Raw genomic sequence first — 23,807 nt, 5'->3', positions numbered from 1 at the left:
CCGCGGGATGGCTGGCACTTCTTTCGTCACTTCCGCCCCACCCGGCGCTGCGGGCACATCGACCCCGCCTGCCCCGGCAACGGCCGGGTCGGCCGGGTCGTCAACGCCCCTCCACACGATTGTCCGGATGTGTGCCGCGCGAGGGCCCCGAGCGTCACTGCGGCGCGGCGGCGACGGTCAGCGAACTCGCCCGGTCCCCCGTGCCGTAGCGGCCGATCACGCCGTTCAGCTGCTCGCCGAGCGCGAGTGCCGTTGTGACGCGGCCGATCTCGTAATCGACATTGTCGACCGTGGTGACTGCCGCGCCGAGCTGGGAGTCACCGCGCACGACGGCGATCGGGCCGGACCCCGCGGCGGCGCCTGACCGTCCGGCCAGCACCACACCGGCGGCGCGCCCCTTCAGTCCCCCGGCGAAACGGCCGACGATCGACCCGCGGTTGTTCTCGTCGGCCCGCGCGCCGTCGCCGGTCACCACCACGGCGAGCTGCGCGGGGTGCACCGTGTCGGCGGTGAGGAACCCGCCGCCCCGCAGCGTGTCGAGGATCAGTCCGCGTTCCTGATCGGTGGCGCGGGGCTGCCCGGTGCCGGGATCGGTGAGCAGTGCCACGCCCAGCAGGTCACCGGCCAGGCTGCCTTGATCGACGGCTCCGGTGGGCAGTTGCGCGCCCGCCGGGATCATGTTCGTGAGCGCCGTGCGCAGCCGGTCGCCCTGCCCGGAGTCCACGAACGCGTCGGTCAGCGCGACCTTGCCGCCGACCACCGCGCCCGCGGTCGTCAGCGACTTGGTGACCGCCTCGGCGTCGGCGGCGTCGGCGTCGGGCGTGGTGAACACCAGCACCGTGCGGTCGGTCAGCGTCCCGCCCAGCAACCGTCCCGCAGACCGCGCGATGAAGGCGTCTGCCGCCCGCAATCGGTCGGTGAGTTCGCCGTTCTCGGCTGCCAGCGCCCCGGCTCGCCGGTCACTCCGGTCGGTCTGCAAGGGACCGCCGCGCAGTTGTGCGCCCAGTACCACGCCGACCGCGACCGCGAGCAGCACGGCGGCGAGCGGAACGGCGTGCCGTCGTAGCGAAATCACCTGTCCCCCTTACAGTTTTCGGTCCAGCAGTCCTCGCGCCCAGGATTCGGCGTGCTGCCAGGTGTCGCGCGCCCAGTCCAGCGCCGCGCCGCCGGTGTGCTGCGAGACCAGCAGGGCCACGATCAACGCGATCAGCGCCGCCAGCACCAGCAGTGCCGCCGCCCAGCCCGAGGTCTGGTGCCGGTACAGCGTCGCGACGGCCTTCGCGTCCATGAGCTTCGACCCGGCCTTGAGCCTGGTCAGGAATGTCGCCGGGTTGGATTCGCGGCGGCTGCGGTCGAAGAAGTCGTCCAGCGAGGCGGCCGCGCCGCAGGTGACGATGAGCGACGCGCCGTGGTGGTCGGCGAGCAGCAGCGCCAGATCCGTCGCCGAACCCGACGACGGGAACGTGGTGGCGCCGATGCCCAAATCCTGGATGCGCTCCAGGCCCTTGGCGTGCCCGTCGGTGTCGGCGGGCAGGATCACCTCGGCGCCGCACTTCAGCGTGGTCGCGGTGATCTCCTCGGGATCGCCGACGATCAGGTCCGGCCGGTAGCCGCAGCGCGTCAGCGTGTCGGCGCCGCGGCCCACCCCGACCAGGATCGGCGCGTACTCCTTGATGAAGGGCTTGAGCGATTTCAGATCGTCTCGATGGTCGGACCCGTCGGCGACCACCACGACATGCCGCTTGCGCATGGATAATTCGAGGTCCGGCATGCCGAGACCGTCGATCAGCAAGGCACTTTCGGTGCGGACGAACTCGATCGTGTTGCCCGCGAACGCTTCCAGGTGATCGGCCAGGCCGTTGCGGGCGGCGATCATGCGCTCGGCGATCGCCGATTCGGTCAACTCGAGGCCCTCGACCAGCGCCTCCGGCACCTTCTTGGTGAGCCGGTCGGCGTAGATGACGCCCTCGTCGACCCGGACCTTCACCCCGTCCTTGATCTTGGTGAAGACATCCGAGGACACCGCGTCCAGCAGCAGAATCCCGTTGGCCACCAGCACTTCCGGGCCCAGGTTCGGATAGCGTCCGGAAATCGACGGGGAGGCGTTCACGACGGCCACCACGCCCGCCTCGACCAGTTGGTCGGCGGTGAGCCGATCCAGATCCATCTCGTCGAGCACCACGACGTCGCCCGGTCCGATCCGTTTGAGCAGACGCCGGGTGTTGCGGTCGACCCGGGCTATCCCGGACACACCGGGCAGCGTTTCGGTGCTTCTCGACAGCAGTGCCAGCATCTTCATGACGTCCGATGATGAGCCCAAACCCTCAACCCGTGGTGGAGGCGCGCCGATTTCCGCTACCTGATTCGTCACAGTGATGCCAGCGACGCGCCAGCTACGGGCTCGAGGGGGTACCGATATGCTGTGCCACACGGCACACCGGCGGCCCGCACGGGTACGCACGCTCGAAGGAGAAGTCATGGCAAGCACCACCCTCGACACCGTCGTTCCCGCCCCGCGCGAGGTGGTGTACAAACTGTTCACCGAGCGCGACAGCCTCAACGGCTATCTGCCGGTCAAGTTCACCCTGAAGCAGCCCGGCTCGCCCGAGCCCGCCGGTGTCGGCGCCCGCTACCGCGTCGGTCTCGGCGGCGTCGGCATCACCGAGGAGACCACCGAACTGGTCCCCAACGAGCGCATGGCGTACAAGATCGTCGCCGGCGCGCCCGTCCGCAGCCACACCGGCACCATCACCTTCGCCGACGCTCCCGGCGGCGGCACCCTGGTGACCTACCGCATGGACTCCGACCCCAAGGTCCCCGTCCCCGCGGCCCTCACCCAGCTCCTCCTGAAGGGCCTCATCAGCCCGTTCCTCAGCGCCGCCCGCAAGGCCGCCGTCAAGTAGCGGGAGCTCCTCAGCTGGCGGCGGGTGTGCTGTCCTTCTCCGTGCGGGCGGTCTCCAGGAGTTCTTCGGCGTGGGCGCGGCCGGTTTCGGTGTCGTCCAGGCCGGCGAGCATGCGGGCCAGTTCTTTCACTCGTTCGTCGTTGGTGAGGGCGTGGACGCCGCTGTTGACGCCCTTACCGTCGTCGACCTTGTCGACCACCAGGTGGGTGTCGGCGAAGGCGGCCACCTGCGGCAGGTGAGTCACCACGATGACCTGGTGGGTGCGGGCCAGCCGGGCCAGACGGCGGCCGATCTCGACCGCGGCGCGGCCGCCCACCCCGGCGTCGACCTCGTCGAACACCATCGTGGCGCCGTGCTCGGAGCTGGACAGCACCACCTCGAGCGCCAGCATCACCCGCGACAGCTCACCCCCGGACGCGCTCTTGCTCAACGGCAGCGACTGCGCCCCCGAGTGCGCCGACAGCCGGAACTCCACCTCGTCGACACCGGCGGCCCCGGCGTGTAATTCCTTGCCGTCCACCGTGATCGGGGCCGAATCCTGGGCCGCGGCGGGCACCGGCCGCACCGCCACCTCGAGCTTGGCGCGGCCCATCGCCAGGCCGGACAATTCGGAACTCACCGCCGCGGCCAGCTTCTTGGCGGCCTTGGCCCGCGCGGCGGACAGCTTCTTCGCCGTCTCGCGCACCTGATCCGCGGCGTTCTCCACCTCGGCGGCGAGTGCGGCGAGGGCCTCGTCGGACACGTCGAGCGAGTCCAGGCGGCCCCGCGCCTCCTCGGCCCAGGCGCGCACACCGTCGATATCGGGCGCGTATTTCCTTGTCAGCGTTTTCAATTCGGCCTGCCGGTTCAGCAGCGAATCCAGCGCGCTCGGATCCGACGGCAGATCCGACAGATAGGTGCTGAGTTCGGTGGTGACGTCGACCACCACCGAGATCGCCTCGCCGAGCCGCGGCGCCAGCTCCGCCAGCGCCCGATCCTCCGCCGATTCCAGCCGGGCCCGCGCACTGCCGAGCAGATCCAGCGCCCCCGAGCCCTCACCTGGCGAATCGGCCGGACCGGCCAGCGCGTCGTGCGCCGAGGTCGCCGACTCGCGCAGCGAATCCAGATCCGACAACCGGCGCACCTCGGCGACGATGCGCTCGTCCTCGCCGGGTTCCGGTGCGATGGAGTCGATCTCGTCCAGCGAGTACTTCAGCCGGTCGGCCTCCAGCGCCAGTTCGCGGCTGCGTGCGGTGCGCTCCAGCAGTTCCGCGCGCGCTTGCAGCCAGGTCCGGCGGGCCAGCTGATACTTGCGCAGCAACCCGTCCATCGCCGCCCCGGCGAACTGGTCGAGGGCCCGCAGCTGCTGTTCGGGTCGCTGCAGGCGGAGCTGGTCGTTCTGGCCGTGCACGGTGAGCAGCGGCGCGGTGAAATCGTTCAGCACCGCCGCGGGCACGCTGCGGCCGCCCAGGTGCGCGCGCGAGCGCCCGTCGCTGCCGACGGTCCGCACGGCGATGATGCTGCCGTCGTCATCGCGTTGCGCCCCAGCCGATTCCAGTACCTTCTCGACCTCGTCGCGGGCGCCGTCGTGCACCTCGTCGACGGTGAACCGGCCCTCCACGACGGCCCGCGCGGCGCCTTGGCGCACCCGGCCCGCGTCGGCGCGCGCCCCGCCGAGCAGGTGCAGGCTCGTCACCACCATCGTCTTGCCCGCGCCCGTCTCACCGGTCAGGCAGGTCAGCCCCGCGTGGAATTGCGCTGTGGCGGTGGAAATGACGCCCAGGCCGTCAATCCTGATCTCTGTCAGCACTCGTGCTCTCCGTTCGGCCCGACCGCTCCGGCGACCGACCTCGCCAGCCGGTCACGGGCAGTTGGAATTTGCGCACCATCCGGTCGGCGAAGGGCGCGGAATCCAGCCGCACCCAATGCACCGGCTCGGTCCCCCGCACCGCCTCGAACCGCCCGCCCTTCGGCAGCGCGAGCGTGCGGCGGCCGTCCAGGAAAACGATCGCGTCATGGCCCGTCGCCACGGTTTCCACCGCGATGCGCGACTCCGGGCTGGTCACCAGCGGACGCGCGAACAGGGCGTGGGCGTTGCTCGGGATCACCAGCAGCGCCTCCAGTTCCGGCCACACCACCGGACCGCCCGCGGAGAACGCGTAGGCGGTGGAACCGGTCGGGGTCGCGATCAGCACCCCGTCGCAGCCGAATTGGGACACGGGGCGGCCGTCGACCTCCAGCACCACCTCCAGCACGCCCATCCGGGCGGCGTTCTCGATGCTGGCCTCGTTCAGGGCCCATCCGCGTTCCACGACTACATCATCGACGCGGACACTGACATCTATCGTCATCCGCCGCTCGATGCGGTAATCGCCGCGCACTACCTGGGCCAGCGCGTCGTCGAGGTGCTCGGCCTCGGCCTCGGTGAGAAAACCGATGCGGCCCAGGTTGATTCCCAGCACCGGCACCCGCGCCGCGCGAGCCATCTCCGCGGCGCGCAGGAAAGTACCGTCACCGCCGAGCGCCAGCACTATCTCACAGCCCGCGGCGGCGTCCGGGCCGTGCGAGACGACCTGCACCGGAAAACCGTCGGGGGTGCCGGTCTCGTCGCAGTCCAGCCGGGTGCTGTAGGCCTCGTCCTCCAGCAGGCGCAGCCCGATTCCGGCGTCCTCGAAGATCTTCGCCATCCGGTGCGCGGTCTCGGTGAGTTCCGGGCGGCCGGGATGCGCGACGAGCAGGATGTCCCGTTTCACTGTGGCCCCTCCTCGACCGCCCGCCGCACCAGCGCCGCGACATCCTGCTCCGCGACGTGGCCGCCGGTTTCCTTGCGCAACCACAGGAAGTATTCGACATTGCCGGACGGCCCGGGCAGCGGGCTGGCCACCACACCGTGCGTCGCCAGCCCGAGGTTCGCGGCCGCGGCCGCCACCTCGCGCACCGCCTCGGCCCGCAGTTCCGGATCACGCACCACGCCGCCGGAGCCTACTCGCTGCTTGCCCACCTCGAATTGCGGTTTCACCATGGGCAACAGGTCCGCTCCGGGCGCGCAGCACTGCGCCAAGGCCGGCAGCACCAGCCCCAGCGAGATGAACGACAGATCGGCGACCACGAGTTCGACGGTCCCGCCGATCGCGTCGGCCGTCAACGACCGCACATTGGTGCGGTCGTGAATCCGTACCCGGTCGTCGTTCTGTAACCGCCAGATCAGCTGGCCGTAGCCGACGTCCACCGCCACCACCTCGCGAGCGCCCCGCGCCAGCAGCACATCGGTGAAGCCGCCGGTCGAGGCGCCGGCGTCGAGGCAGCGCCGTCCCGAGACGGTGACGCCCTGCGGTTCGAACGCGGCGAGCGCGCCCAGTAGTTTGTGCGCGCCCCGCGATGCCCATTGCACCTCGTCGGGCTCCTCGCGCACCAGCAGCGGGATACCCGGTTCCACGGCCGTCGCGGGCTTGGACGCGACCGTGCCGTTGATCAGGACGCGGCCCGCGCCGATCAGCTCGACCGCGTGCTCCCGCGACCGTGCCAATCCGCGGCGAACCAGTTCGGCGTCCACCCGCGCGCGCCTGGCCAACTCAGATCTTGTCCACCGTCGCCAGGGCCTGGACCAGCACCTCGTGTGCCTGCTCCAGGATGCGGGCCCGCCGGGTGATGTCGGTGCCCGCGTTCGCCGAGGTCGGCAGCGCGGCCGCCAGGCCCGCCGACTCCGAACTGCGCGCTCCCGCAGACAGTTCCGCCAGCAGGGCATCGATCTCCGTGCGCACCTGCTGGGGGTCGGCGAACTCCGCGGGGTTCGCGCCCCCCACATGCTGACCGGGCAGCGGAACGCCCGGGCGGGGCCCGTGCGACCCGGATTCGTGCGGACGAGACATCGGGGTAGTCATGGTGCCGACAACGCTACCGGAATTCGGATTCGAACACGCGTTCCGACCGGGATTCCGGGCGTGCCTCCGCGAATCACGTTCGTGCCGGCGCCATAGTCAGAGCGATCCGACCCAGGTCGAGGCGACGGCGCCCAGTTCGTCGCTCGTGCGGGTGCGCTACACGCACTGGGGCGGGGTGACGATCGGCGGCGGGTTCATATCGCAGATCCCCGGAAGGTCCGTCGGTGCGCTGTCGAAGTGGGGCAGGAATGCGGCCGGCGCGGCGAACAGCAATGCCGCTGCCGTGCAGAACAGAATTCTCTTCGGATTCACCATGTGGCGGACATTATGTTCCACCCCGGCGCGTCGATATCCGGAGCAAATCTTTCTGCGCTGTACGCGCATGTCAGGACGGGAATTTTTCGCCCGGACCGGATATCCGCGAGATCGTTCGTGAAAAATGGCCGATGACGTCCGGACCGGATATCCCATCCGTGCTGTTCGGGCTGCATTCGAGCAGTTCACCACCGCCGAATCGGTTGCCCGCCAACAATGCCGCCTCTACTGTCGGGGGGCAGATGTGTGGCTTTCGGGAGGAAACATGACGGATTTCGGTCCGGACAATTCTGTGCGTGTGATAGGGGACGATTTTTCGGTGACATTCTCCTCGCTCGCATGGATTTCCGCGCTGCCTGTCGAGAACGTGCCGGTGGAATCGATATCGCTCGAGAATGTGCAGCGGGTCCGTGGCACGACGAGCGGCACCCACGTGAATCTCCTCGCGGAGCTGGCCGAGGGACTACCGCCCATTCTGGTGCATCGGGCGACGATGAGCGTCGTGGACGGGGCGCACCGGCTGCAGGCGGCGGTCGCCTGCCGCCGGAAGACCATTGCCGTCAGGTTCTTCGACGGCACCGCCGACGACGCCTTCGCGCTGGCCGTGCGGATGAATGTCGCGCACGGGCTTCCGCTCTCCCTGGCCGAGCGCAAGGACGCCGCCCGCCGTTTGATGGTCTCTCACCCGCAATGGTCTGATCGCGTCATCGCCGACACGGTCGGGTTGTCGCACAAGACCGTCGGCGCCGAGCGGAGGTGTTCGAGTGGAGAAAATTCCCACTCGAACAACCGGATCGGCAAGGACGGCCGAATTTGCCGCCGCGAAGTCGCGGAGGGCAGAGTCGCGGCCGCCCGGATCATCGCTGCGCGACCCGATGCGTCACTGCGGGAAATCGCCAAGGAAGCGGGGATTTCGGTCGGCACGGCCAAAGACGTTCGTGACCGCATATCGCGGTCGGAGCCTGTCGTTCCGCGCTACAAGAATATCGGCGCACCCGTTCCCACGGGCTCCCACGTAGCGCTGGTACCGCAGTCGACCACGCCCGAGCCGTCCGGCATTCACGCCGACCCCGCGACCACTCGCACCGTGTCGGCGTCGATCCAGAACCACATTCTGCGCAATCTGTACAACGATCCGTCGCTGCGGTTCAACGACCGGGGCCGGCTGTTGCTCCGCCGGATTGCCGCCGCGGTGGTCGACGTCGAATCGTGGGAGCGGATCACCGGCGACATACCGGCGCACTGTCGCGGTTCGCTGGCCAAGCTGGCTCGCGCCAACGCCAGAACCTGGGAAGACCTCGCCGACTGGCTGGAATCGGCGATGATCGCCGACGACGTGGACGTCGCGCTGGGAGGTGGGGCGTGATGTCCGATCCGCACCTGTACCGAGGGCGGCCCTGGGACCGGCCCCTGCTGAATCCGCCGGAACTGATGGAGCGGCTGCGCGCGGCCGCGGCCCGCCACGCCACGCGAACCGCCATCACCGAGGTGACCCCGCGGGGCGAGCCGACGCGATCCATCAGCTACGCGCAACTCTGGCGGGATATCGAGGAGCGTGCACAACGAATCCCGTCGGCCGAGACCGGGATCGGGGGAACACTGGCCACCTTGGTGGAGAACACGATCGACTCCCTGACGACGGTGTTCGCGATCATCCGGGCCGGCGCCGCGGCGGTGCTCATAGATTCCGCCGAAACCGTCGAACGCCGGACCGAGATGCTGGCCGCCCTGGCCTGTCCGCTGGTGGAGACCACGGACAACGGCATGGTGGTGCTGCCCCCGGCCCCGGCGCGGGTCGTGACTCCCGAACTCGCGAGCCCCTGGCGCACGGCGGTCGTGGTGTTCACCACCGGATCCACTGCGGCCTCGAAACCCGTTGCCCAGAGCGGCTATTCGATAGCGGTCAATGCCGAAGCGGTTGTCCGGCACCACCGGCTCGGTGTGGGTACCACGCTCGTCTGCCCGCTTCCCGTTTCTCACGTCAACGGTCTCGAATTCGGTATCGTCGCGACCCTGCTCGCCGGTGGGCATGCGGTGCTGGTGCATCGTTTCGACCCGCTGCATTTTATGCGAGTGCTGGAGCAGTTCCGTGCGACCGTCGCGACGACGGTTCCGAGCATTCTGGGCGTCATGGCCGAGACTCGTGGCGGGAGCATCCCGGCCGAACTGCGATATGTCGTCAGTGCCGCCGCTCCGCTGTATCCGGCGACCGTCGAGTCGCTGTGGGACCGATTCCGGCTACGGGTGGTCCAGGGGTACGGCCTGAGCGAGTGCATGAACTTCGCGACCACCATGCCCACAGATCTGTCCGAGGCGGACTACCTGGCGTTGATGACGAAAACCGAAGCGCCGCCGGTCGGTTCGGCGCTGCCCGGATGCGAGGTGGCGGTGCTGGACGAGCGCGATGCCGAGGTGTCCGAGGGCGAGATCGGCGAGGTCTGCGTGCGCGGCCACTCGATCATGACCGGGTATCTGGGCAACCCGGAGGCGAATGCGGCTGCCCTGCACGGTGGCTGGTTGCGCACCGGGGATCTGGGCAGGCTCGCAGCGGGTCCGGACGGCCGGGCGTATCTCTCGATCACCGGCCGCATCAAACACATCGCGAAGTGTGGCGGGCTGGGTGTTTCGCTGGAGGAGATCGAGCGCGCCGTTCGCCGCCTGCCCGGGGTGCGTGATGCCTGCTGTGTGTCCCGGTCGCATGCCTCGCTCGGCGAGGCGGTGACCCTCTACGCGGTCGTGCGCGGCCCGGGCGAGGGTGGGCCCACCTCGGCCACCTTGCGCGAGCGCGTCGCCACCGTCGTCGATCCGGGTCGGTGTGCGCTCCGCCTGGTTCTGCTCGACGAGTTGCCGAAGTTGCGTTCCGGCAAGCCCGATCGGGTGACGCTGGCCGGTAGAGCGCGGACCGGCGAGGGTGTGCGCTCATGACCCGGCGGGTGGCCGCGGTGAGCGCTACGCCGGCCGTCGACGCCGCAGTGGAAGACATCTTCGGCACAGCAGAACTCGGCACGGGTCTCACGGTCGCCGGAGTGGCACTCGCCGACCGCGCCGCCCGGTACCTTACCGACGAACCGAATACGCTGCGTTATGCCCGAGATGTGCTGCGCGGCACCGATGCTCCCGTGTCCGGCGACGAACTCGTGGATGTGGTCACCTCGCCCGAGGCACTCACCGTCTTGGTCGCGGCCGCCGCCGACCGGCCACCCGAGTACTGCCGGCCGACCAGGTCATCCCGCATGCGTGTGCTGCGCCACGGCGAAGACCGGCTGTATTTCGACACCGACGCGGTGCCCGATCACGTCGTCCGCCACGGTCCCGGGCGCCTTACGGTAGCCGCGATCCCCGGCCCGGATCGTTGTCGTTTCGGCGTCCGATATCTCCGCGAGCTGTGGTATCGGCAACTACGTGCGGAGGGCTTCTCCTGCTTTCATGCCAGCAGCGTCCGAATGCCTTCGGGCGGGGTCGTACTGCTGGTCGGCGACTCGGGAGCGGGCAAGACCACGCTCGCCTTGGCACTGTGCGTCTACGGCGGCGGTGAACTCGTCGCGAACGAACGCACCTTGGTGCGACCGAACGACGACGGCATCGAGGTGGTCGGCCTGCCGTCGGCGATCCGTCTCGACGACCGGACCGTGCGAATGTTCGGCTGGCAGAACTGGATTGGTCAACCGTGCTGGAATCCCGAGCGGAACAGGAAGGCGAAGCTGGAGCGGCTGCCCGGCGAACTGGCCAGGTGGACCGGCATCGGATCGTCGTGCGGGGGTCCGCTCGAGGCCGTGCTGCTGCCGGGTCCGGAGCTGGCCGGAACAGGGTGGATCGAAGGGACCGCGGAGCATGTGCGAGAGACGTTGCGACGCAACTGTTATTCGCCGGTCGATCCGCTCTGGCCGGAGGATTGGCTCGGAATCGGCGACACGAGCACTGCTTCCACAACTACTGTCGTCCCCCGTCTCATAGCGGGCACGCGCTTCATGACCTGCCGCACCGCGGGTCCGCCGAGCACGCTCGTGCGGCACATCGACAGTCTGCTCGGCTGAGGCCGGACACGCCACCCGGATCAGGCCCGACCGCGAGTCAGAGCACGCATGATGTCCCGCAGCCGATCGGCCTCGGTGCGGCGCGCGTCGATGCGGGCGGCCAGCCAGTCCTCGTCCACCGCCGTACCGGCGGCCAGCGCTTTGCGTACCGGAAAGAACAGGTGCGGCGCGGTCGCGGCGCTGAGCCAGGTCAATTCGGGAAGAGGGGCCGAAATCGCTTGTCCCGCCGACGTACTCCGATAGCCCGCCACGACCGCCGCTGCCAGTGCCGGTTCGGGCACGCGCTTCCCGTCGATCTTCCGCTCGCTGAACCAGCGCACCACGTTGGCCAGTTCCTCGGTCGGATCGATCAACGCTATCCGGCCGATGTCGACGGCGCCCACCACCGCGCCGCGCCGAATCAGGACGTTGGGCACGTTGAGGTCACCGTGGCCGGCCAGGCGGCAGGACAGCTCGCCGACCGAATCCACTTGCCGGCGAATGTCATCCACATGCCGACTCATGATTCGGCCGATCGTCGCCGGCACCCCGACGGTCAGTGCGGAGAGTTCGTCGGCCACCTGTCTCGCCCAGCCGAGCAGGCTCTCGGTCCCGAGTCCCTCGGTCCGGGTGAAATCCGTTGCGGCGCCGTGTAGAGATGCGAGCAGCCGTCCGGCGCCGTGGGCAATGGCCTCGGTGGGCGTCTCTATCCCCGGGTCGGCGGGCAGCCACTCGAATCCGACAGCTCGATACCGGGTATCCGCGCCGTGCGCGACGACCCACTCGCCGCCGGACGGGACGCGGCGGGCCGGAAAGGGAATCCGCCGCTGCTGCAAGTGGTCCACGAACCGCAACTGGGCGCTCAGCAGCTCGTCGCTGTACCACTGGTGACCGAGCCACGACCATTCCCGCTCGGCGATCAGCCGCAACACCATCGGATCGCCGCCGGTGTCGACCCGCCAGGCGGGATCGTGATGGTGATCGCCGTCGTCGAGATTCAGCAGGGTGGTCGCCGAATCGGCCGGGATACCGTATTCGGACAGTATGTGCTGCAATACCTCCGGTGCGATCGCACTGATTGCCATGGTTCTCCTGTCGCTGCCGCCTGACGCTGCGAGCGTATCGCGCCGTGTTTTCACAGCGGCGCCCGAGGGCCGTTCGATACCGTCGCGGTGTCGAACGCCATTTGAACGGCCTTGCCTCGGTTTCGGTTTTCGATACCGTTGGTCCAGCGGGTTCGGCCGGCTCGCCGATTATTCGATTCCGACCTGCAAGAGCTGCACGGGGGAAATGTGGAAAAAGTAATGAAGCACGATCCGGACGATGTCGACGAGGTGCACGACATCCGCGTGTTCCGGGATGCCGGCAGCTGCCGTCTCACTCCCGTGGCGCAGTTCGATCCCGATGTCGCGCTCGCGGTCGTGTCCGCATTGGCGGGTATCGTGCGCCGTGCGCATTCCGCACCGGGCGCCAAGCAGCAGGACCGGGACGGTATCGTCCGCGCGCAGATCTTCGAGGAGGGCGACGTCTACATGCTCGACGCGCCCTTCGACGGATTCTTCGCCGACCGCTATCTGATGGATTTCTACGATGTGAACGAGCGGAACATCTGCTCCCGGATGCATTTGCACACCGGCCTTCGATTCGTGCGCATGATGACCGGTCCGGCCACCCGCATTCGCGTGTCGAGTCTGTCGCCGCTGGATATCGTCGGGGTCGACGGCCTGGAATCCTTCGATATCGATCGGTTCGCCGACGCCGTGCCCGACGCGCCGGACGAGATGGAATTGCCGCGTTACAACGCCATCGTCCCGGAAAATTCGTGGGTCGATATGCAGATTCCGCGCGGCGTCTCTCACCAGTTCAACGCTGTGGGGCCGCATGCGGTCATCGACTCGGTGCATCCCGAGGAGTCGATCGAAGTCTTCCGCGAACAGATGTCCGGTTATCGGATGATGGCGCAGACCATTTTCCTCGCGGAGGACAATCCACCCGCCGAAGCGTGTGTGGGTGTTCGCGCCGAGCGAGGTGGGTCTTGGTAGACCTGCCGGAGGGCTGGACCGACTCCGCGCCGTTTCCCGCCACCGCTCTCGACGACCGCGAAATACAGTCATATCTGGACGATCGCCTGGCGGAGATCCCGTCGTGGCACGCGGGCCCGGATGTCGTCCGATTCGGTGTGCCGATGCCCGCCCCGGATCCGCTGGCCCTGGCGGCGATGCATCGGTTCACGGCCCGCAACAGCAACAATATCGGCATTCACACCCGATTCGGCGACGGTGCCGCCGGCACCCGCCGGGTGGAGAAGGAGGCGCTGAGCCTGCTCGGCGGCCTGTTCCACGGCGGCGCGCTCGATGGCTACATCACCTCCGGCGCGAGCGAAGGCGCGTTGCAGGCCGTCCGGATCGGGCGGTCCGTACTGCGTGCGGCCGGTACCGCCCCCGTATTGATCACCTCGGAACTCGCTCACCCCTCCGTGTTCAAGGCGGCGGATCTGGCCGATCTGCGGGTGGAGCGTCTCAGCGCGGCGGGACCGTCACGGACCACCGACCCGGAGGAACTGGCCGATCTGCTGGAACACCTTGCCGCCGAAGGTATCACCGGATATCTGGTCGTCTCGACGGTGGGGTATTTCGGTACCGGCGGAGTCGACGACGTGTCCGCGTTGTGCCGGGTCCTGGACCGGCATCGCGACCGGCACCCGGGCGCGGCGTACTACCACCACCTGGATGCGGCGTTCGGCGGCCTGATTCTTCCGTTCACCGATCCGGCGAACGCGTGGGATTTCCGGAATCGCGGGGTGCATTCCCTCGCCGTGGACCCGCACAAGTCCGCCTTGGTGCCGTACAGCTGCGGGGTATTCCTCTGCCGGAAAGGACTTCTCGAGCACATCGCCTATGTGGCGGAGCAGTCGGGCGTGGTGGACGAAACGGTCTCGGGGTCGCGTCCCGGTGCCGCCGCGGCAGCGCTCTGGGCGGCGCTGATGGCCCACGGCTTCGAGGGATTCCGGTCGATACACACATCGTGCGTGGAATTGCGCGACCGGTTGCGTGCCCGCATCGCCGAGATCGACCCGCAGGCCGAATTCGTCGCGCACCCTCGAATGCCGGTTCTCGCAGTGAGTTTCGGCGGCGACGGCACGCGGCTGCCCGCGACGCTCGAGGATCGGTACCGCCTGCACGCGGCCCGGTTGCCCGGCGTACCCGCCCGCGATTTCTACCACCTCTATGTGGTAGCCGATCATCGCCCGGAGCATGTGGAGCGGCTGGTCCAGGATTTGGACGCGGCGTTGCCGACGGCCGCCGGTTCGCGGCCCCGGTCGGCGGAGCGGCTGGTGACCACCGTCGCTGCGGCCGGTCGCGCTACGGCCTGCCTGCGGCACGTGCTCGTGCATCCGCCGGGACAGCGCGATCCCAGTCGATATCCGAGCGCATATTCCTTCCATACCTTCGTGCCGCGCAAGCAAACCGCCGAACCGTTCCGGTCCATCGAGCTGACGAGATCGACGCTCTGCGATTCGCCGCTCGTGCTGTACGCCCCGGATCTGGACCGTCCCTTCGAGAACGAACTGGGGGGCATCGCGCTGGACGGCCGCTTCCACTTCGAAGTGCTGGATTCCTACCAGCAGCAGCTGTCGCTGATCGGCGCGGCGCACCTCATCCTGCACTCGGACGGAGATTCCGGACGGGCGGTCGCCAACTTCCATGCGGACGGCAGCTTCCGATCCCTCGAATTGCGCACCGGCAATGCGGGATCCGCCGATGAAGTGCAGATCTTCGAGAATCGGGTGATCGTGAAAATGGGGAAGAGTTCGAAGTCCGTCTATCGAGGTTCGAACGAGTACTCCTTCTCGGTGGACACGGCAGCCGAGATACGTGTGGACCTGCGGCCCGGCGCCGCCGCGGCGAAAGTCGTGCACGCGCAGTACAACTACGATCCGCGGCTGCCCCGGCGCCGGCATATGCGGCGCGAGTTGTACCGGCGTTTCCCCAACCGGTTCTTCGGGGAGATTCTCGCCTTCGAGGTGGGCGTGGCCGGGGCACTCGACTGGGCGGCACATCCGTGGCCGCGGCAGCACGGTGTGGAAGCGGGACTGCCGCAGGAATCCGCGGTCGCCGGCTCGAGCCGCACCCGTGTCGACATCGCGGACCGAACGCTGACGCTGCGCGTGGCGGCCTGTCACGGCGACGCGAGTTACCGGCTGCGTCTTCCGCTCGATACCGGCCACCGGCTCGCGAGTTCCCTTCCGCGGCTGGATGTTTCCCATCCGTCAGCGCTGGAACCGACGATAGTCGCGGCCCACGGTGAGGCGCTGTACGCGGCGCTGGACCCGGTCGTGAACAGCCTGCGCGTCACCGCACTCACCGAGGCGAGCTCATGAGCCGAGAGGGCCTGATACCGTCCGCCTACCGTGACGGCCTCGCCCGGGCCTGCATGGTGTCACTGCGCGAGGATCACACCGTGGCCGCGGCCGACCCGTTCGACGCCGACGAACCGATGTCGGCTCGACTCGCCTCGTGGAACGAGGAATCGGCCTGTACCGCACTGATCGAGCTCGCCGGCCACATGGTCGAGCGCCTGCATAGGATGCGTGACCTGGACTGGGTCAGCGCGGCGGGGTGCATGCGTGACCTCGGATTCGTTGCGGCCTCGCTGATCCGCCACGGCGCGCCGATCGAGGCGGTGCCCGGTTTGGAGCCGGCGTTGCTCCGGCTCGGCCGGGCCACCGACGAGGTGCCACGCGACACCGTATACAGCTACGCGACCCGCAACCCGGACGGGCCGCGCCGCCGGACCTTCACGGCGCATCCGCAGGAGCGGCTGTTCATCGACGCGGTGACCGAGGGCATGCATGCGCTCGGGCACACCATCGAACAGCTGGAGTTCGCCGGTGCGATGGCGCTGGGCTCCGACGCCTCCGTCCACCACATCGAACAGGCCGCGGTGCATCTGCGCCGGATGATCCGCGCGATCCGGTCGGTGATCCAGAATTTGAGTCCGGAACTGTTCACCTACGAGCTGCGTCCCTATTTCCCGCCTATGCGCCTGGGCGGCGAAGTGTACTTCGGCCCCGGCGGCGCGCAGATGCCGCTGCTGGTCGTGGACGTCATGCTGTTCGGCTCGGACTGGTCGACCGGACCCGACCTCGAGGCGTATCTCGAAGCGAACGCGGCGTATCTTCCCGCGCCCTATCGCCGCCTGGTGGACGCGTATCTGCATGTGCCCTCGATGTTGTCGGCGTGGATCGTGGAGGCGCGGCGGCAGGCCGCCGCCGGTGTGCCACGGCATCGGCTGCTGGAGGCGCTGCGGGCGGTGGAGGCTCTGCTCAAGGCGCTGTTGCGATTCCGGCATCCGCATCTCAATCTCGCCCGATCGAATTTCAAGATCCGGCCGCCGGAGTCGCTCGGCAGCGGTGGGTACCAGGTGGATTCGCTGACCATGCTCATCGAGCAGACCACACGCGCCCAGGCGGATCTGCATACGACGATCACCGCGTTGGAGGCCGGCTGATGCGCGAGACAACGGCACTTACCCGGGCGTTCTGGGAGCGCCCCGACATCGTCGCGGAGTTCGCCGAGTTGGCGCCGCCCGACTACTGGCGCGTCGAACTGGCCGCGCTCCCGGAGGGAAGCCGAGTCCTCGACCTGGGTTGCGGAGCCGGACGGAATACCGTTGTGGCCGCAGGACTTCCGCTGGTTGTGCACGCATGCGATGTCAGCGCCGGAATGCTCACCGCCGCGCGGCGCGCGGTAGCGGAGCGGGCGCCGGGACGGGTCGTTCGGTTCGAGCAGGCATCGTTCGACGCGCTGCCCTACGACGATCTGTCGTTCGATGCGGTACTCGCGAGCGGTGTCCTGCACAACGCGCCGGATCCGGCCGTGCTGCGAGCGGCGATCGGCGAGATCGCACGAGTGCTCACGCCGGGCGGGAAGCTGCTGCTCAATGTCTTCACCGATGCGATTCACCCGCGGGGATGGCATCGCGTCCCGGGTGAACCGGTGTACCTCGACGGCGGCGGCGCCGCCATGACATTGCTTGCGCCGGAACGCTTCCTGCGTGAATTGAACGATTTCGCGTTCGTCCCGTCGGATTCGGTGACGACCAAGGTTTCGATGGTGGGCTCCGGTCGGCGTGCCGTTCTTCTGGGGGTGTTCCGCCATGACCGCGGATGAGGCTTCGCGCCCTCGAACCCCGCACCGGGCAGAGGTTTTCGGCGACGGACTGTCGTGCGGCTGCACGACCGGCGGCTACGGCGTGCTACTCGACTTCGACGGGCTCGTTCTCGACAGCGAGGGAACGGCACTGTCGGTGCTACGTGCGATGTTCGAGGAGCGCGCCACCGTGCTCCCGGAAGCTTTGCCGCACTTGATGAACGGCGTTCTCGCCTTCGCGCGCTCATCCTTGACCATGGTCGCCGCGGACGACCCCGTCGAGGCGTTGCTCGACGAGTTCGAGCAACGTTGTGTCGAGCGCTGCGGCGAACTCGCGGCCATGGACGGCATCACGAACCTGCTCGACACGGTGTCCGAGCACGGCGACACGGTGGCTGTCGTGACGAACAACGAAGCCGGCTGGGTCATGGACCAGCTGACCAGACTGGGGCTCCACGGCAAGGTGGGCGCCCTCGTCACTCGCGACGGCGACCCCGGGTGCCGGGCGAAACCGAGCCCCGACCTCTATCGGAAAGCGGCCGCGCGAGCGGGACTCCCGGACGGGCGGCTGATCGCCGTCGAGGATTCACCGACCGGCGTAGCGGCCGCCACCGCGGCCGGGCTGGCCTGTGTGGCGGTGCGCAACCCGGCCTTTCGCGGCCTGCCCTTCGACGCCGCCGACCTCGTCGTGGATTCGGCTCGGCTACTGGATTCGTGCACGCTCCGGAACGTGCTCTCGGTTCGTGCCGAGCAGGGGTGGGCATGAAAATATCAGCGAGCGTGTCGGATTCGATCGTCGCCGTCGTCACCGGCACGGCGGAATTCAACGCCGACCCCGGGGCGCAGTACCGGCGGGCCGCCGCCGCAGCGTTCGATCTGGTGTGGCTGGACGAATTCGAGGCCTGGGTCTGCGGTTCGCTGCCCGTCGCCGAGGAGGTCTTGCGGTCGCCGGAATACACCGCGGACCCGTGGTTCGACGTCGCGCCCGAGGACGCCTCCGAGGATGCGCGGCTCCGCGAACTCCGCTCGGGCTGGACAGAGTTCGCCGATCCCCCGCGACACACGGCCCTGCGCGAATCCGTGGCCGCCACCATGCGCCCGGCAGCGGTCGGCTGGAGCGGTCGGTCGCCGTTGGGGCGCGCGGTGACAGCCGTGGCCGGGGATCTGCGGGCCGCCACCGGACCGCTGGACGTCGCGGCGGTACTCGACACCGACCTGTGGGAAGCGCTGCTCACCTCCGGGCTGGGCCTCTCGCCGGCGACCGTGCGTCAGGTGCACGACGGGCTGGATTCGGTGATGACGTGCGTGACCGACGACGGCACGCCGGACCAGCGGGCGTGCGCGGCAGCGACCGTCCGCGCCGTGGCGAATGTGTCGCTGCTCAACGTCCTTTCGGACGCCACACCCCTGCCTGCGGCGGCCTGTCTGGTCCTCCACAACGCGCTGCGGGACCCGGCGGCCGTGGCGTATTTCAGCGACGCGGTCCGCCGGGACGGGGCCCGGAAGCAGTGGCAGCACGTGCGTTCGGGGATCGATGAACTACTGCGCCTGGATCCGGTACAGACCTGGACGATGCGCTTCAGCAGAGGCCCCGGGCAGTTGGCGGGGCGGGACATCGGGGCCGGCGCGCGGATCCTCGTCGTGCCCGGTATCGCCAACCGTGACGCCCGATGCCTTCGCCGCCCGGACGATTTCGATCCCGCTCGCGGCAGCGCCGGAGTCGCCTTCGGCGCGGGCCACCACTCCTGCGCCGGGCGCACGCTGGTGCTCGACGTGCTGGCGGCGCTCGTGCGCGAACTCGCCCCGGTGCTTGCGGACTTCCGGATCGCCGGTGCGTGCACGTGGATCGAGGAACCCGGATTGCGCCGCATGCGGTGCTTTCCCGTTGTCCTCGAATCCCGGACCGGAATGGAGAGCGGCCGCCGATGACGATGTATCTGAGTTCGTTCGGCGTCGCGCTGGGCGATTTCGTACCGCTGGACCGCCTGCCCGGAACGAGTGCGGCGGACGTCGCCGACCATCTCGCCGACGGGCTGTCGGGTGTTCGGGTATCGCACGCGTCGCCCTTCGAATTGGCGACGCGGGCGGTCCGCCGGTCGCTGCGCGGCGGCTCCGCCGAGCCGGTGGACCACATCGTCTTCGCCACGGCGACCGCCAACGCGCGCGACGCGACGTCCTACGAGCTGGCCGACTTCCTGCGCGCCTGTGACCTGGTGGAGACGCCGGTCGTCGGCACCGGCATGAATCGGTGCGCGAATTTCGGTGCGCTGCTGGGTGTGGGCGGCTCGTTCCTGCATGCCGGGACGGCCGGCAAGGTGCTGCTGGTGACCGCCGACGGACCTCCACTGGGTGAGCGGATTCTCGCCGGTGGTATCGGAATCTTCTCCGACGGCGCGGCCGGCGCGGTACTTTCCCGTGCCGCTCCACCGGGTCCGCATTTCGTGGTCCGGGGCCATCGCACCGTTTCCGACGCGCGGCTGGCCACGGCCCCCGACCTGCTTTCCGATCCGCGCGCCGCGATGCGATTTCTGGATCGTATAGACAATGCACTGGATTCCTTGCTGAGCAATTCCGGAACGACGCGGGAGGATATTGCGCTCCTGGTCACCAATAATTATCTGACGAGTACGGTCGAACAGATAGCCGAAATACTGGACGTTCCGAATGCTGCCGTCTTTCGCGACAGCTACGAATTTGGCCACTGCTTTGCCGCGGATCCACTCCTGGCACTGGCCGAACTGACTGCGAGCCAACGTCTTGTCGGCACAAATGTGTTGGTGGCGGCGACGGCTATCAATATCTGGTCGCTTACCCTACTGCAATACGGCCGGAGTGTTCGAGAGCATTCTTGACCGCCGGAGAATACGACTGATATTTTTCTCCGGCGATCGCAACAACCTGTAGAAAACCTATTCAGGGGAGGAGGTTGAAAATGAACACGAAGCGCGGAGTTACCGGTGCCAAGACGTTGTCCCTGGCGGGGCTGCTGAAGGCCCGCCGGACGCAGAAGTAGCGGATGCTGCATCGAGGCATCGGGCGGGCTGTTGTCAGCCCGCCCGATGCTTTTCGTTCATGTCGTGGAATACCTGAGGAATGACCGATGACGATAACGCCCGAGGCGGAGCTGGTACTGCGGCTGTGCCGCCCGCATCCGACCGCCGCGCAGCTCGAGCGGGCCGAAGTGCTGCTCGCCGCAGAATTGGACTGGGGCCGGGTGATCGACCACGCGGCCCGCCATCGCGTGCTGCCCGCCGTGTGGACACATGTCTCGAAGCTCGGCCGCGCGGGTGTGCCGCAGATGCACCGCCACCTGGCACGGGCGGCGATCGTTTACAACGCGCAGCGCGCGCACGCGCTGGAGAACGAATTCCGCGCGCTGCGAGCGGCATTCACCCAGGAGAGCCTGCCGACGATGGTGCGCAAGGGCATCTACCTGGGCTGGGCCGTCTATCCCGACCCGTCGTGGCGGTACATGACAGATATCGATCTGCTCATCGACCGCGCCGATATCGGGCGTGCCAGGGGAGCCGATGCACCGTCTCGGATATCGGCAAGGCGCCGTGTCGGAGGACCATCGGACCGTGACGCCCATCCGCCGCGAGGTCGAAGCGTTCTGGTTGCTCAATGCCTCGTCGCTGCCGGCGTTCCTGCGACCGACCAGCGACTCGGCGATGCGGGTCTTCCACGTGGATTTGCGCCATCACATCCTGGAACCGGCCATGGGTAAGCGCTTCGATATGGCCGAATGGTTCGATCGGAGTCGCACCGAATGGCTGCTCGGCGCGCCGACGCGGATACCGTCACGGGCGGATTTCGTGCTCGATCTGTGCGTGCACCTGTATCGGGAGGCGGTGACCCTGACCACCATCGAGGCGGGCAAGGACATCACTCTCGGAAAGTATGTCGACATCGCGGAGGTGCTGTCCGCTCCCGCCACACGACCCGACCCGCAGGTACTGATCGCCCGCGCCCGCCAGGATTCGATCGGCAGCGAAGTCTATTTCGCGTTGCGGCACACCGAATCTCTGCTGCCGGGATCGGTGGACGCGGCCCTGCTGTCGGCGCTGGCCTCGGCGGACGAGGCGTATCTCGACGAATACGGCCGTATCGACGGCCAACCGGGCCGGTGGCTCGACCCGATCACGGTCCGCGCCTTCGACTACGAGCGACGACGGACCGTGACAGGGCGCTCCCGGCTTATTCGATCGAGTTGACGCGGTAACCGCCGTTCCACGGCCGCGATCGGTAGACGACCATGTCCTCCGCCTCGAAGGCTTTCCGGCACATCTCCAGGTCCTGCCCGATCGCGAAGAACGTGGGCCCGACCGACGAAATACCGAGGAACAGTGTCGTTTCGGCGTACCAGAGCGGCCGCAACCGCTCCGCGAGACGGTCCAGGCCGGGCAGGACGAATGCGCAGTTCGCGATGCTTCCCATGTCGAACCGATAGTCGAAAACCAGTTCGCCGAGCGGACGGACATTGTCGCGGGCCAACTCCGGGAGACAGTGGTGCAGCAGCCGGTAGGCGATTTCCGGGCCGTGTTTCCGGCCGGTTCGCACGAAGCCGTCCATATGCGCCACCTCGTCCGCCAGCAGGTCGTCGGCGGTCCGGTCCAGGAATGCCCGCGGCGTGGCGAGCAGGATATCGACGTCGTCCAGTCGCGCCGTGGCGATGGGTACCCCCGCGCCCGCCAGGACGATCACCGAGCCGGCGACATGACCGGCGGCGGCCGACCCGCCCAGGCATTGCACGGGAACGAGCAGATCGTCTGTCCCGCTTTCTTCCCCGTGATTCTGGGCGAGGTATCGAATCATGTGCTCCGGGCCGATCGGACGGCCGTAGAGTTCGTTCATCGCCGCCGCGACCGCCGCGATGAGCGAGCTGGTGGAACCCAGCCCGGAATGGCGCAGGAAGGGCAATTTCGGGGCGTGGATCTCGAGGCCGTCGTCCACACCGAGCGCAGCGCGCATGATTCCGACGGCGTGCCGTATCACCGGCGGCCGATCGGAATCCGGCCCGATGCTCAGCTCCCCTGGACGACCGGTGCGGATCACTTCCACCGTGCGGGTTTCGGAGATACTGAGCACGACCTCGCCCGCCGAATACCGGTGGTCGTCCGTCGGCGCCACGAGTGCCGGATCGATCGCCATCGCGTTGATTCGCAGCGGGTACTCCAGGCTGATTCGTCCTGCCGGAGGTGCCGTATCGACGGCGAATCCGAGCGGATTCGATACGGTCCCGGGCGGGAACCGAGTGAGCGGCCGTGCGCCGGTGTCAGCGCGCATCGCCGACTCCGTGCCGAGCAGCGGTGCGAGCGCGTCTCGCACATTTCCCAGTGTGCGAAAGAGTTCCCGGTCCAGCAGCTCGTCCGGTATCCGGACGTGGAAACGGTCCTCCAGTTGCAGCAGTACACGCAGCGTTTCCAGCGAAGTCATGCCGAGCATGAACAGGTCGTCGCCGGAACCTATGTCGCGCGGGTTTTCCAAGTCGGTGACGTCGGCCAGTATTGCCCGCAAGGTCGGGGTGATATCCGGGGTGGTCATGATTGCGTGGTCTCTCTCGTCGATAGATGGGTCCGAGCACTCCCCGGGACGATCGGAGTGACGGGCGGGGGTGCGAGCGCGGTCTCGACATACCAGGCGCCGAGCAGCGCGGGATTGGGGACATCGGCGCGGACCACCTCCGGGCGGCCGGTCGCACCGAGATCCAGGTGGGCATCGCCGAGCCGGTCCTGCAGGCCGGCGGTCACAGCCGGCAGACGGCCGCGCGCACCGCCGAGGACGACCACGTTCACGCCGAAGACGCGACATGCGGTGGCCGTCGCCGCCGCGAGCCGGTCGAGCACGACCTCGCAGGCATCGCGCGCGCACCGCGAATGTTCGCCGGCGCCACCGAGTCCCGCGGCCGCCGGGCACTGTCGCCGGACGCCCCGCGCGCTCGCCGCGCGCATCAGATCGGTCGAACCGATCCGCAGATCGGCCAGTTCGAAACTGTGGTGGCCCCGAATCAGGACCTGCTCGTCGATGACCGCAGCGCCGACTCCGGTACCCAGATTCAGGTACAGGAGGGTCTCCCCCGCCGCGGTCTCCCGACGCCCGGCCGCGGCGATCGCGGCGAGATCGACATCGTTCAGCAGCCAGGTCGGCGCACCGGTCACGGCGGCCACATGTGCTCCGGACAGGATTTCCCGGCAGCGCGCCGGAACGGCGTGCGACCGATGCAGCATCGATGTGCGGTAGTCGACCACCCCGGGCACCGCGATGACGACCCGGTCCAGCGGCTCGGCCGCCCACAGTCGCAGCCGGGCGATGACCGGTTCCAGTTCCTCGCCCAATTCGCCCCACGGGAAGGCGATCAGTTCGTCGATGACGTCCGGTCGGCGGACCCGGGCCATTCGAATGCCGCTGCCACCGATATCGAGCACCACCGCTCTGCTTCCAGCGGACAATATCCCCTCCCTGCTTCGGTTGTTCAAAACAACGGATAACAGCGTCGACTACCACGTGTAAAGTGATCGCTCGGACATTGACGATCGATCGACCGGGGGGCTGGATGGCCGACGG

21 protein-coding genes and 2 pseudogenes are annotated in these 23,807 nt (G+C 68.3%); 13 read left to right on the top strand and 10 right to left on the bottom strand.

Going from position 1 to position 23,807, the window contains the following annotated elements; genetic code table 11:
- Window positions 1-154 precede the first annotated feature (154 nt).
- Together ACFMRZ_RS35930 and steA are read right to left on the bottom strand one after the other, a co-directional pair.
- Window positions 155-1,075, bottom strand: coding sequence for a copper transporter (locus ACFMRZ_RS35930; RefSeq protein ID WP_400182601.1), 921 nt, complete (start codon window positions 1,073-1,075; stop codon window positions 155-157).
- A gap of 9 nt (window positions 1,076-1,084) precedes the next feature.
- The gene (steA, locus tag ACFMRZ_RS35925; RefSeq protein ID WP_400182600.1) at window positions 1,085-2,299 is read right to left on the bottom strand and encodes a putative cytokinetic ring protein SteA; all 1,215 of its coding nucleotides are present in this window, start codon (window positions 2,297-2,299) and stop codon (window positions 1,085-1,087) included.
- Window positions 2,300-2,477: 178 nt separating this feature from the next.
- Here steA and ACFMRZ_RS35920 point away from each other — a divergent pair, with 178 nt between their 5' ends.
- Window positions 2,478-2,903, top strand: coding sequence for an SRPBCC family protein (locus tag ACFMRZ_RS35920; RefSeq protein WP_280275918.1), 426 nt, complete (start codon window positions 2,478-2,480; stop codon window positions 2,901-2,903).
- A gap of 10 nt (window positions 2,904-2,913) precedes the next feature.
- Here the strand turns inward: ACFMRZ_RS35920 and recN are convergent, their stop codons facing one another.
- The 5 genes from recN to ACFMRZ_RS35895 all read right to left on the bottom strand — a co-directional run bounded on the left by recN (window position 2,914) and on the right by ACFMRZ_RS35895 (window position 7,078).
- On the bottom strand, window positions 2,914-4,692 hold the full coding sequence (gene recN, locus ACFMRZ_RS35915; protein ID WP_400182599.1) for a DNA repair protein RecN: 1,779 nt from the start codon (window positions 4,690-4,692) through the stop codon (window positions 2,914-2,916).
- Window positions 4,670-5,635: an NAD kinase gene (locus tag ACFMRZ_RS35910; RefSeq protein ID WP_400182598.1), complete on the bottom strand. Its 966-nt coding sequence runs from the start codon at window positions 5,633-5,635 to the stop codon at window positions 4,670-4,672. Before ACFMRZ_RS35910 ends, recN begins: the two co-directional genes overlap by 23 nt.
- Window positions 5,632-6,453 (bottom strand): TlyA family RNA methyltransferase, encoded by an 822-nt coding sequence (locus ACFMRZ_RS35905; protein WP_400182597.1) that lies wholly within the window; start codon window positions 6,451-6,453, stop codon window positions 5,632-5,634. The genes ACFMRZ_RS35910 and ACFMRZ_RS35905 overlap by 4 nt, the downstream gene beginning before the upstream one ends.
- Before the next feature lies 1 nt (window position 6,454).
- Entirely contained in the window at window positions 6,455-6,763 is a 309-nt protein-coding gene (locus ACFMRZ_RS35900; RefSeq protein WP_280275922.1) for a hypothetical protein, read from the bottom strand.
- Window positions 6,764-6,919: 156 nt separating this feature from the next.
- A complete protein-coding gene (locus tag ACFMRZ_RS35895; RefSeq protein WP_400182596.1) occupies window positions 6,920-7,078 on the bottom strand; it encodes a hypothetical protein in 159 nt (52 codons plus the stop codon).
- A 124-nt stretch (window positions 7,079-7,202) separates the two neighbouring features.
- Between ACFMRZ_RS35895 and ACFMRZ_RS35890 the strand changes: the two genes are divergently transcribed.
- The 3 genes from ACFMRZ_RS35890 to ACFMRZ_RS35880 are packed head-to-tail and all read left to right on the top strand — an operon-like array spanning window position 7,203 to window position 11,112.
- On the top strand, window positions 7,203-8,444 hold the full coding sequence (locus tag ACFMRZ_RS35890) for a transcriptional regulator (RefSeq protein WP_400182595.1): 1,242 nt from the start codon (window positions 7,203-7,205) through the stop codon (window positions 8,442-8,444).
- On the top strand, window positions 8,444-10,003 hold the full coding sequence (locus tag ACFMRZ_RS35885) for a class I adenylate-forming enzyme family protein (protein WP_400182594.1): 1,560 nt from the start codon (window positions 8,444-8,446) through the stop codon (window positions 10,001-10,003). The genes ACFMRZ_RS35890 and ACFMRZ_RS35885 overlap by 1 nt, the downstream gene beginning before the upstream one ends.
- Window positions 10,000-11,112 (top strand): hypothetical protein, encoded by a 1,113-nt coding sequence (locus ACFMRZ_RS35880; RefSeq protein ID WP_400182593.1) that lies wholly within the window; start codon window positions 10,000-10,002, stop codon window positions 11,110-11,112. The genes ACFMRZ_RS35885 and ACFMRZ_RS35880 overlap by 4 nt, the downstream gene beginning before the upstream one ends.
- A gap of 20 nt (window positions 11,113-11,132) precedes the next feature.
- Here ACFMRZ_RS35880 and ACFMRZ_RS35875 read toward each other — a convergent pair whose 3' ends face one another.
- A complete protein-coding gene (locus ACFMRZ_RS35875; RefSeq protein WP_400182592.1) occupies window positions 11,133-12,176 on the bottom strand; it encodes a phosphotransferase enzyme family protein in 1,044 nt (347 codons plus the stop codon).
- 219 nt (window positions 12,177-12,395) lie between these two features.
- Between ACFMRZ_RS35875 and ACFMRZ_RS35870 the strand changes: the two genes are divergently transcribed.
- The 9 genes and pseudogenes from ACFMRZ_RS35870 (at window position 12,396) to ACFMRZ_RS35830 (ending at window position 21,457) form a co-directional block, all read left to right on the top strand.
- A complete protein-coding gene (locus ACFMRZ_RS35870) occupies window positions 12,396-13,133 on the top strand; it encodes a hypothetical protein (RefSeq protein ID WP_400182591.1) in 738 nt (245 codons plus the stop codon).
- A gap of 143 nt (window positions 13,134-13,276) precedes the next feature.
- A pseudogene (locus ACFMRZ_RS35865) lies at window positions 13,277-14,194 on the top strand (pyridoxal-dependent decarboxylase); the annotation flags it as partial.
- 1,274 nt (window positions 14,195-15,468) lie between these two features.
- Complete coding sequence (locus ACFMRZ_RS35860; protein ID WP_400182590.1) at window positions 15,469-16,602, top strand: monodechloroaminopyrrolnitrin synthase PrnB family protein; 1,134 nt, start codon at window positions 15,469-15,471, stop codon at window positions 16,600-16,602.
- On the top strand, window positions 16,602-17,264 hold the full coding sequence (locus ACFMRZ_RS35855) for a class I SAM-dependent methyltransferase (RefSeq protein WP_400182589.1): 663 nt from the start codon (window positions 16,602-16,604) through the stop codon (window positions 17,262-17,264). Before ACFMRZ_RS35860 ends, ACFMRZ_RS35855 begins: the two co-directional genes overlap by 1 nt.
- Window positions 17,251-18,009 carry an HAD family hydrolase gene (locus ACFMRZ_RS35850; RefSeq protein WP_400182588.1) on the top strand — a complete coding sequence of 253 codons (759 nt, stop codon included), beginning with the start codon at window positions 17,251-17,253 and terminating at the stop codon, window positions 18,007-18,009. The genes ACFMRZ_RS35855 and ACFMRZ_RS35850 overlap by 14 nt, the downstream gene beginning before the upstream one ends.
- Window positions 18,006-19,172, top strand: a complete 1,167-nt coding sequence (locus ACFMRZ_RS35845; RefSeq protein ID WP_400182587.1) for a cytochrome P450 — start codon at window positions 18,006-18,008, stop codon at window positions 19,170-19,172. The genes ACFMRZ_RS35850 and ACFMRZ_RS35845 overlap by 4 nt, the downstream gene beginning before the upstream one ends.
- A complete protein-coding gene (locus ACFMRZ_RS35840) occupies window positions 19,169-20,095 on the top strand; it encodes a 3-oxoacyl-[acyl-carrier-protein] synthase III C-terminal domain-containing protein (RefSeq protein WP_400182586.1) in 927 nt (308 codons plus the stop codon). Before ACFMRZ_RS35845 ends, ACFMRZ_RS35840 begins: the two co-directional genes overlap by 4 nt.
- Before the next feature lie 248 nt (window positions 20,096-20,343).
- Window positions 20,344-20,754, top strand: a pseudogene (locus ACFMRZ_RS35835) (nucleotidyltransferase family protein); the annotation flags it as partial.
- Between the two features lie 70 nt (window positions 20,755-20,824).
- A complete protein-coding gene (locus tag ACFMRZ_RS35830; protein WP_400182585.1) occupies window positions 20,825-21,457 on the top strand; it encodes a nucleotidyltransferase family protein in 633 nt (210 codons plus the stop codon).
- On the opposite strand, the gene ACFMRZ_RS35825 is transcribed toward ACFMRZ_RS35830, so the two are convergent.
- Window positions 21,441-22,787, bottom strand: coding sequence for a phosphopantetheine-binding protein (locus tag ACFMRZ_RS35825; protein ID WP_400182584.1), 1,347 nt, complete (start codon window positions 22,785-22,787; stop codon window positions 21,441-21,443). The genes ACFMRZ_RS35830 and ACFMRZ_RS35825 overlap by 17 nt on opposite strands.
- Window positions 22,784-23,668: an ROK family protein gene (locus ACFMRZ_RS35820; protein WP_400182583.1), complete on the bottom strand. Its 885-nt coding sequence runs from the start codon at window positions 23,666-23,668 to the stop codon at window positions 22,784-22,786. Before ACFMRZ_RS35820 ends, ACFMRZ_RS35825 begins: the two co-directional genes overlap by 4 nt.
- Window positions 23,669-23,807: the final 139 nt, after the last annotated feature.

Origin of the sequence: Nocardia sp. N2S4-5, from assembly GCF_044628355.1 — a bacterium.
In the GTDB taxonomy this organism is placed as follows: Bacteria; Actinomycetota; Actinomycetes; order Mycobacteriales; family Mycobacteriaceae; genus Nocardia; species Nocardia wallacei_B.
Note: the sequence above shows the minus strand (reverse complement) of the source record. Positions and strands in the feature narration are given on the sequence as shown.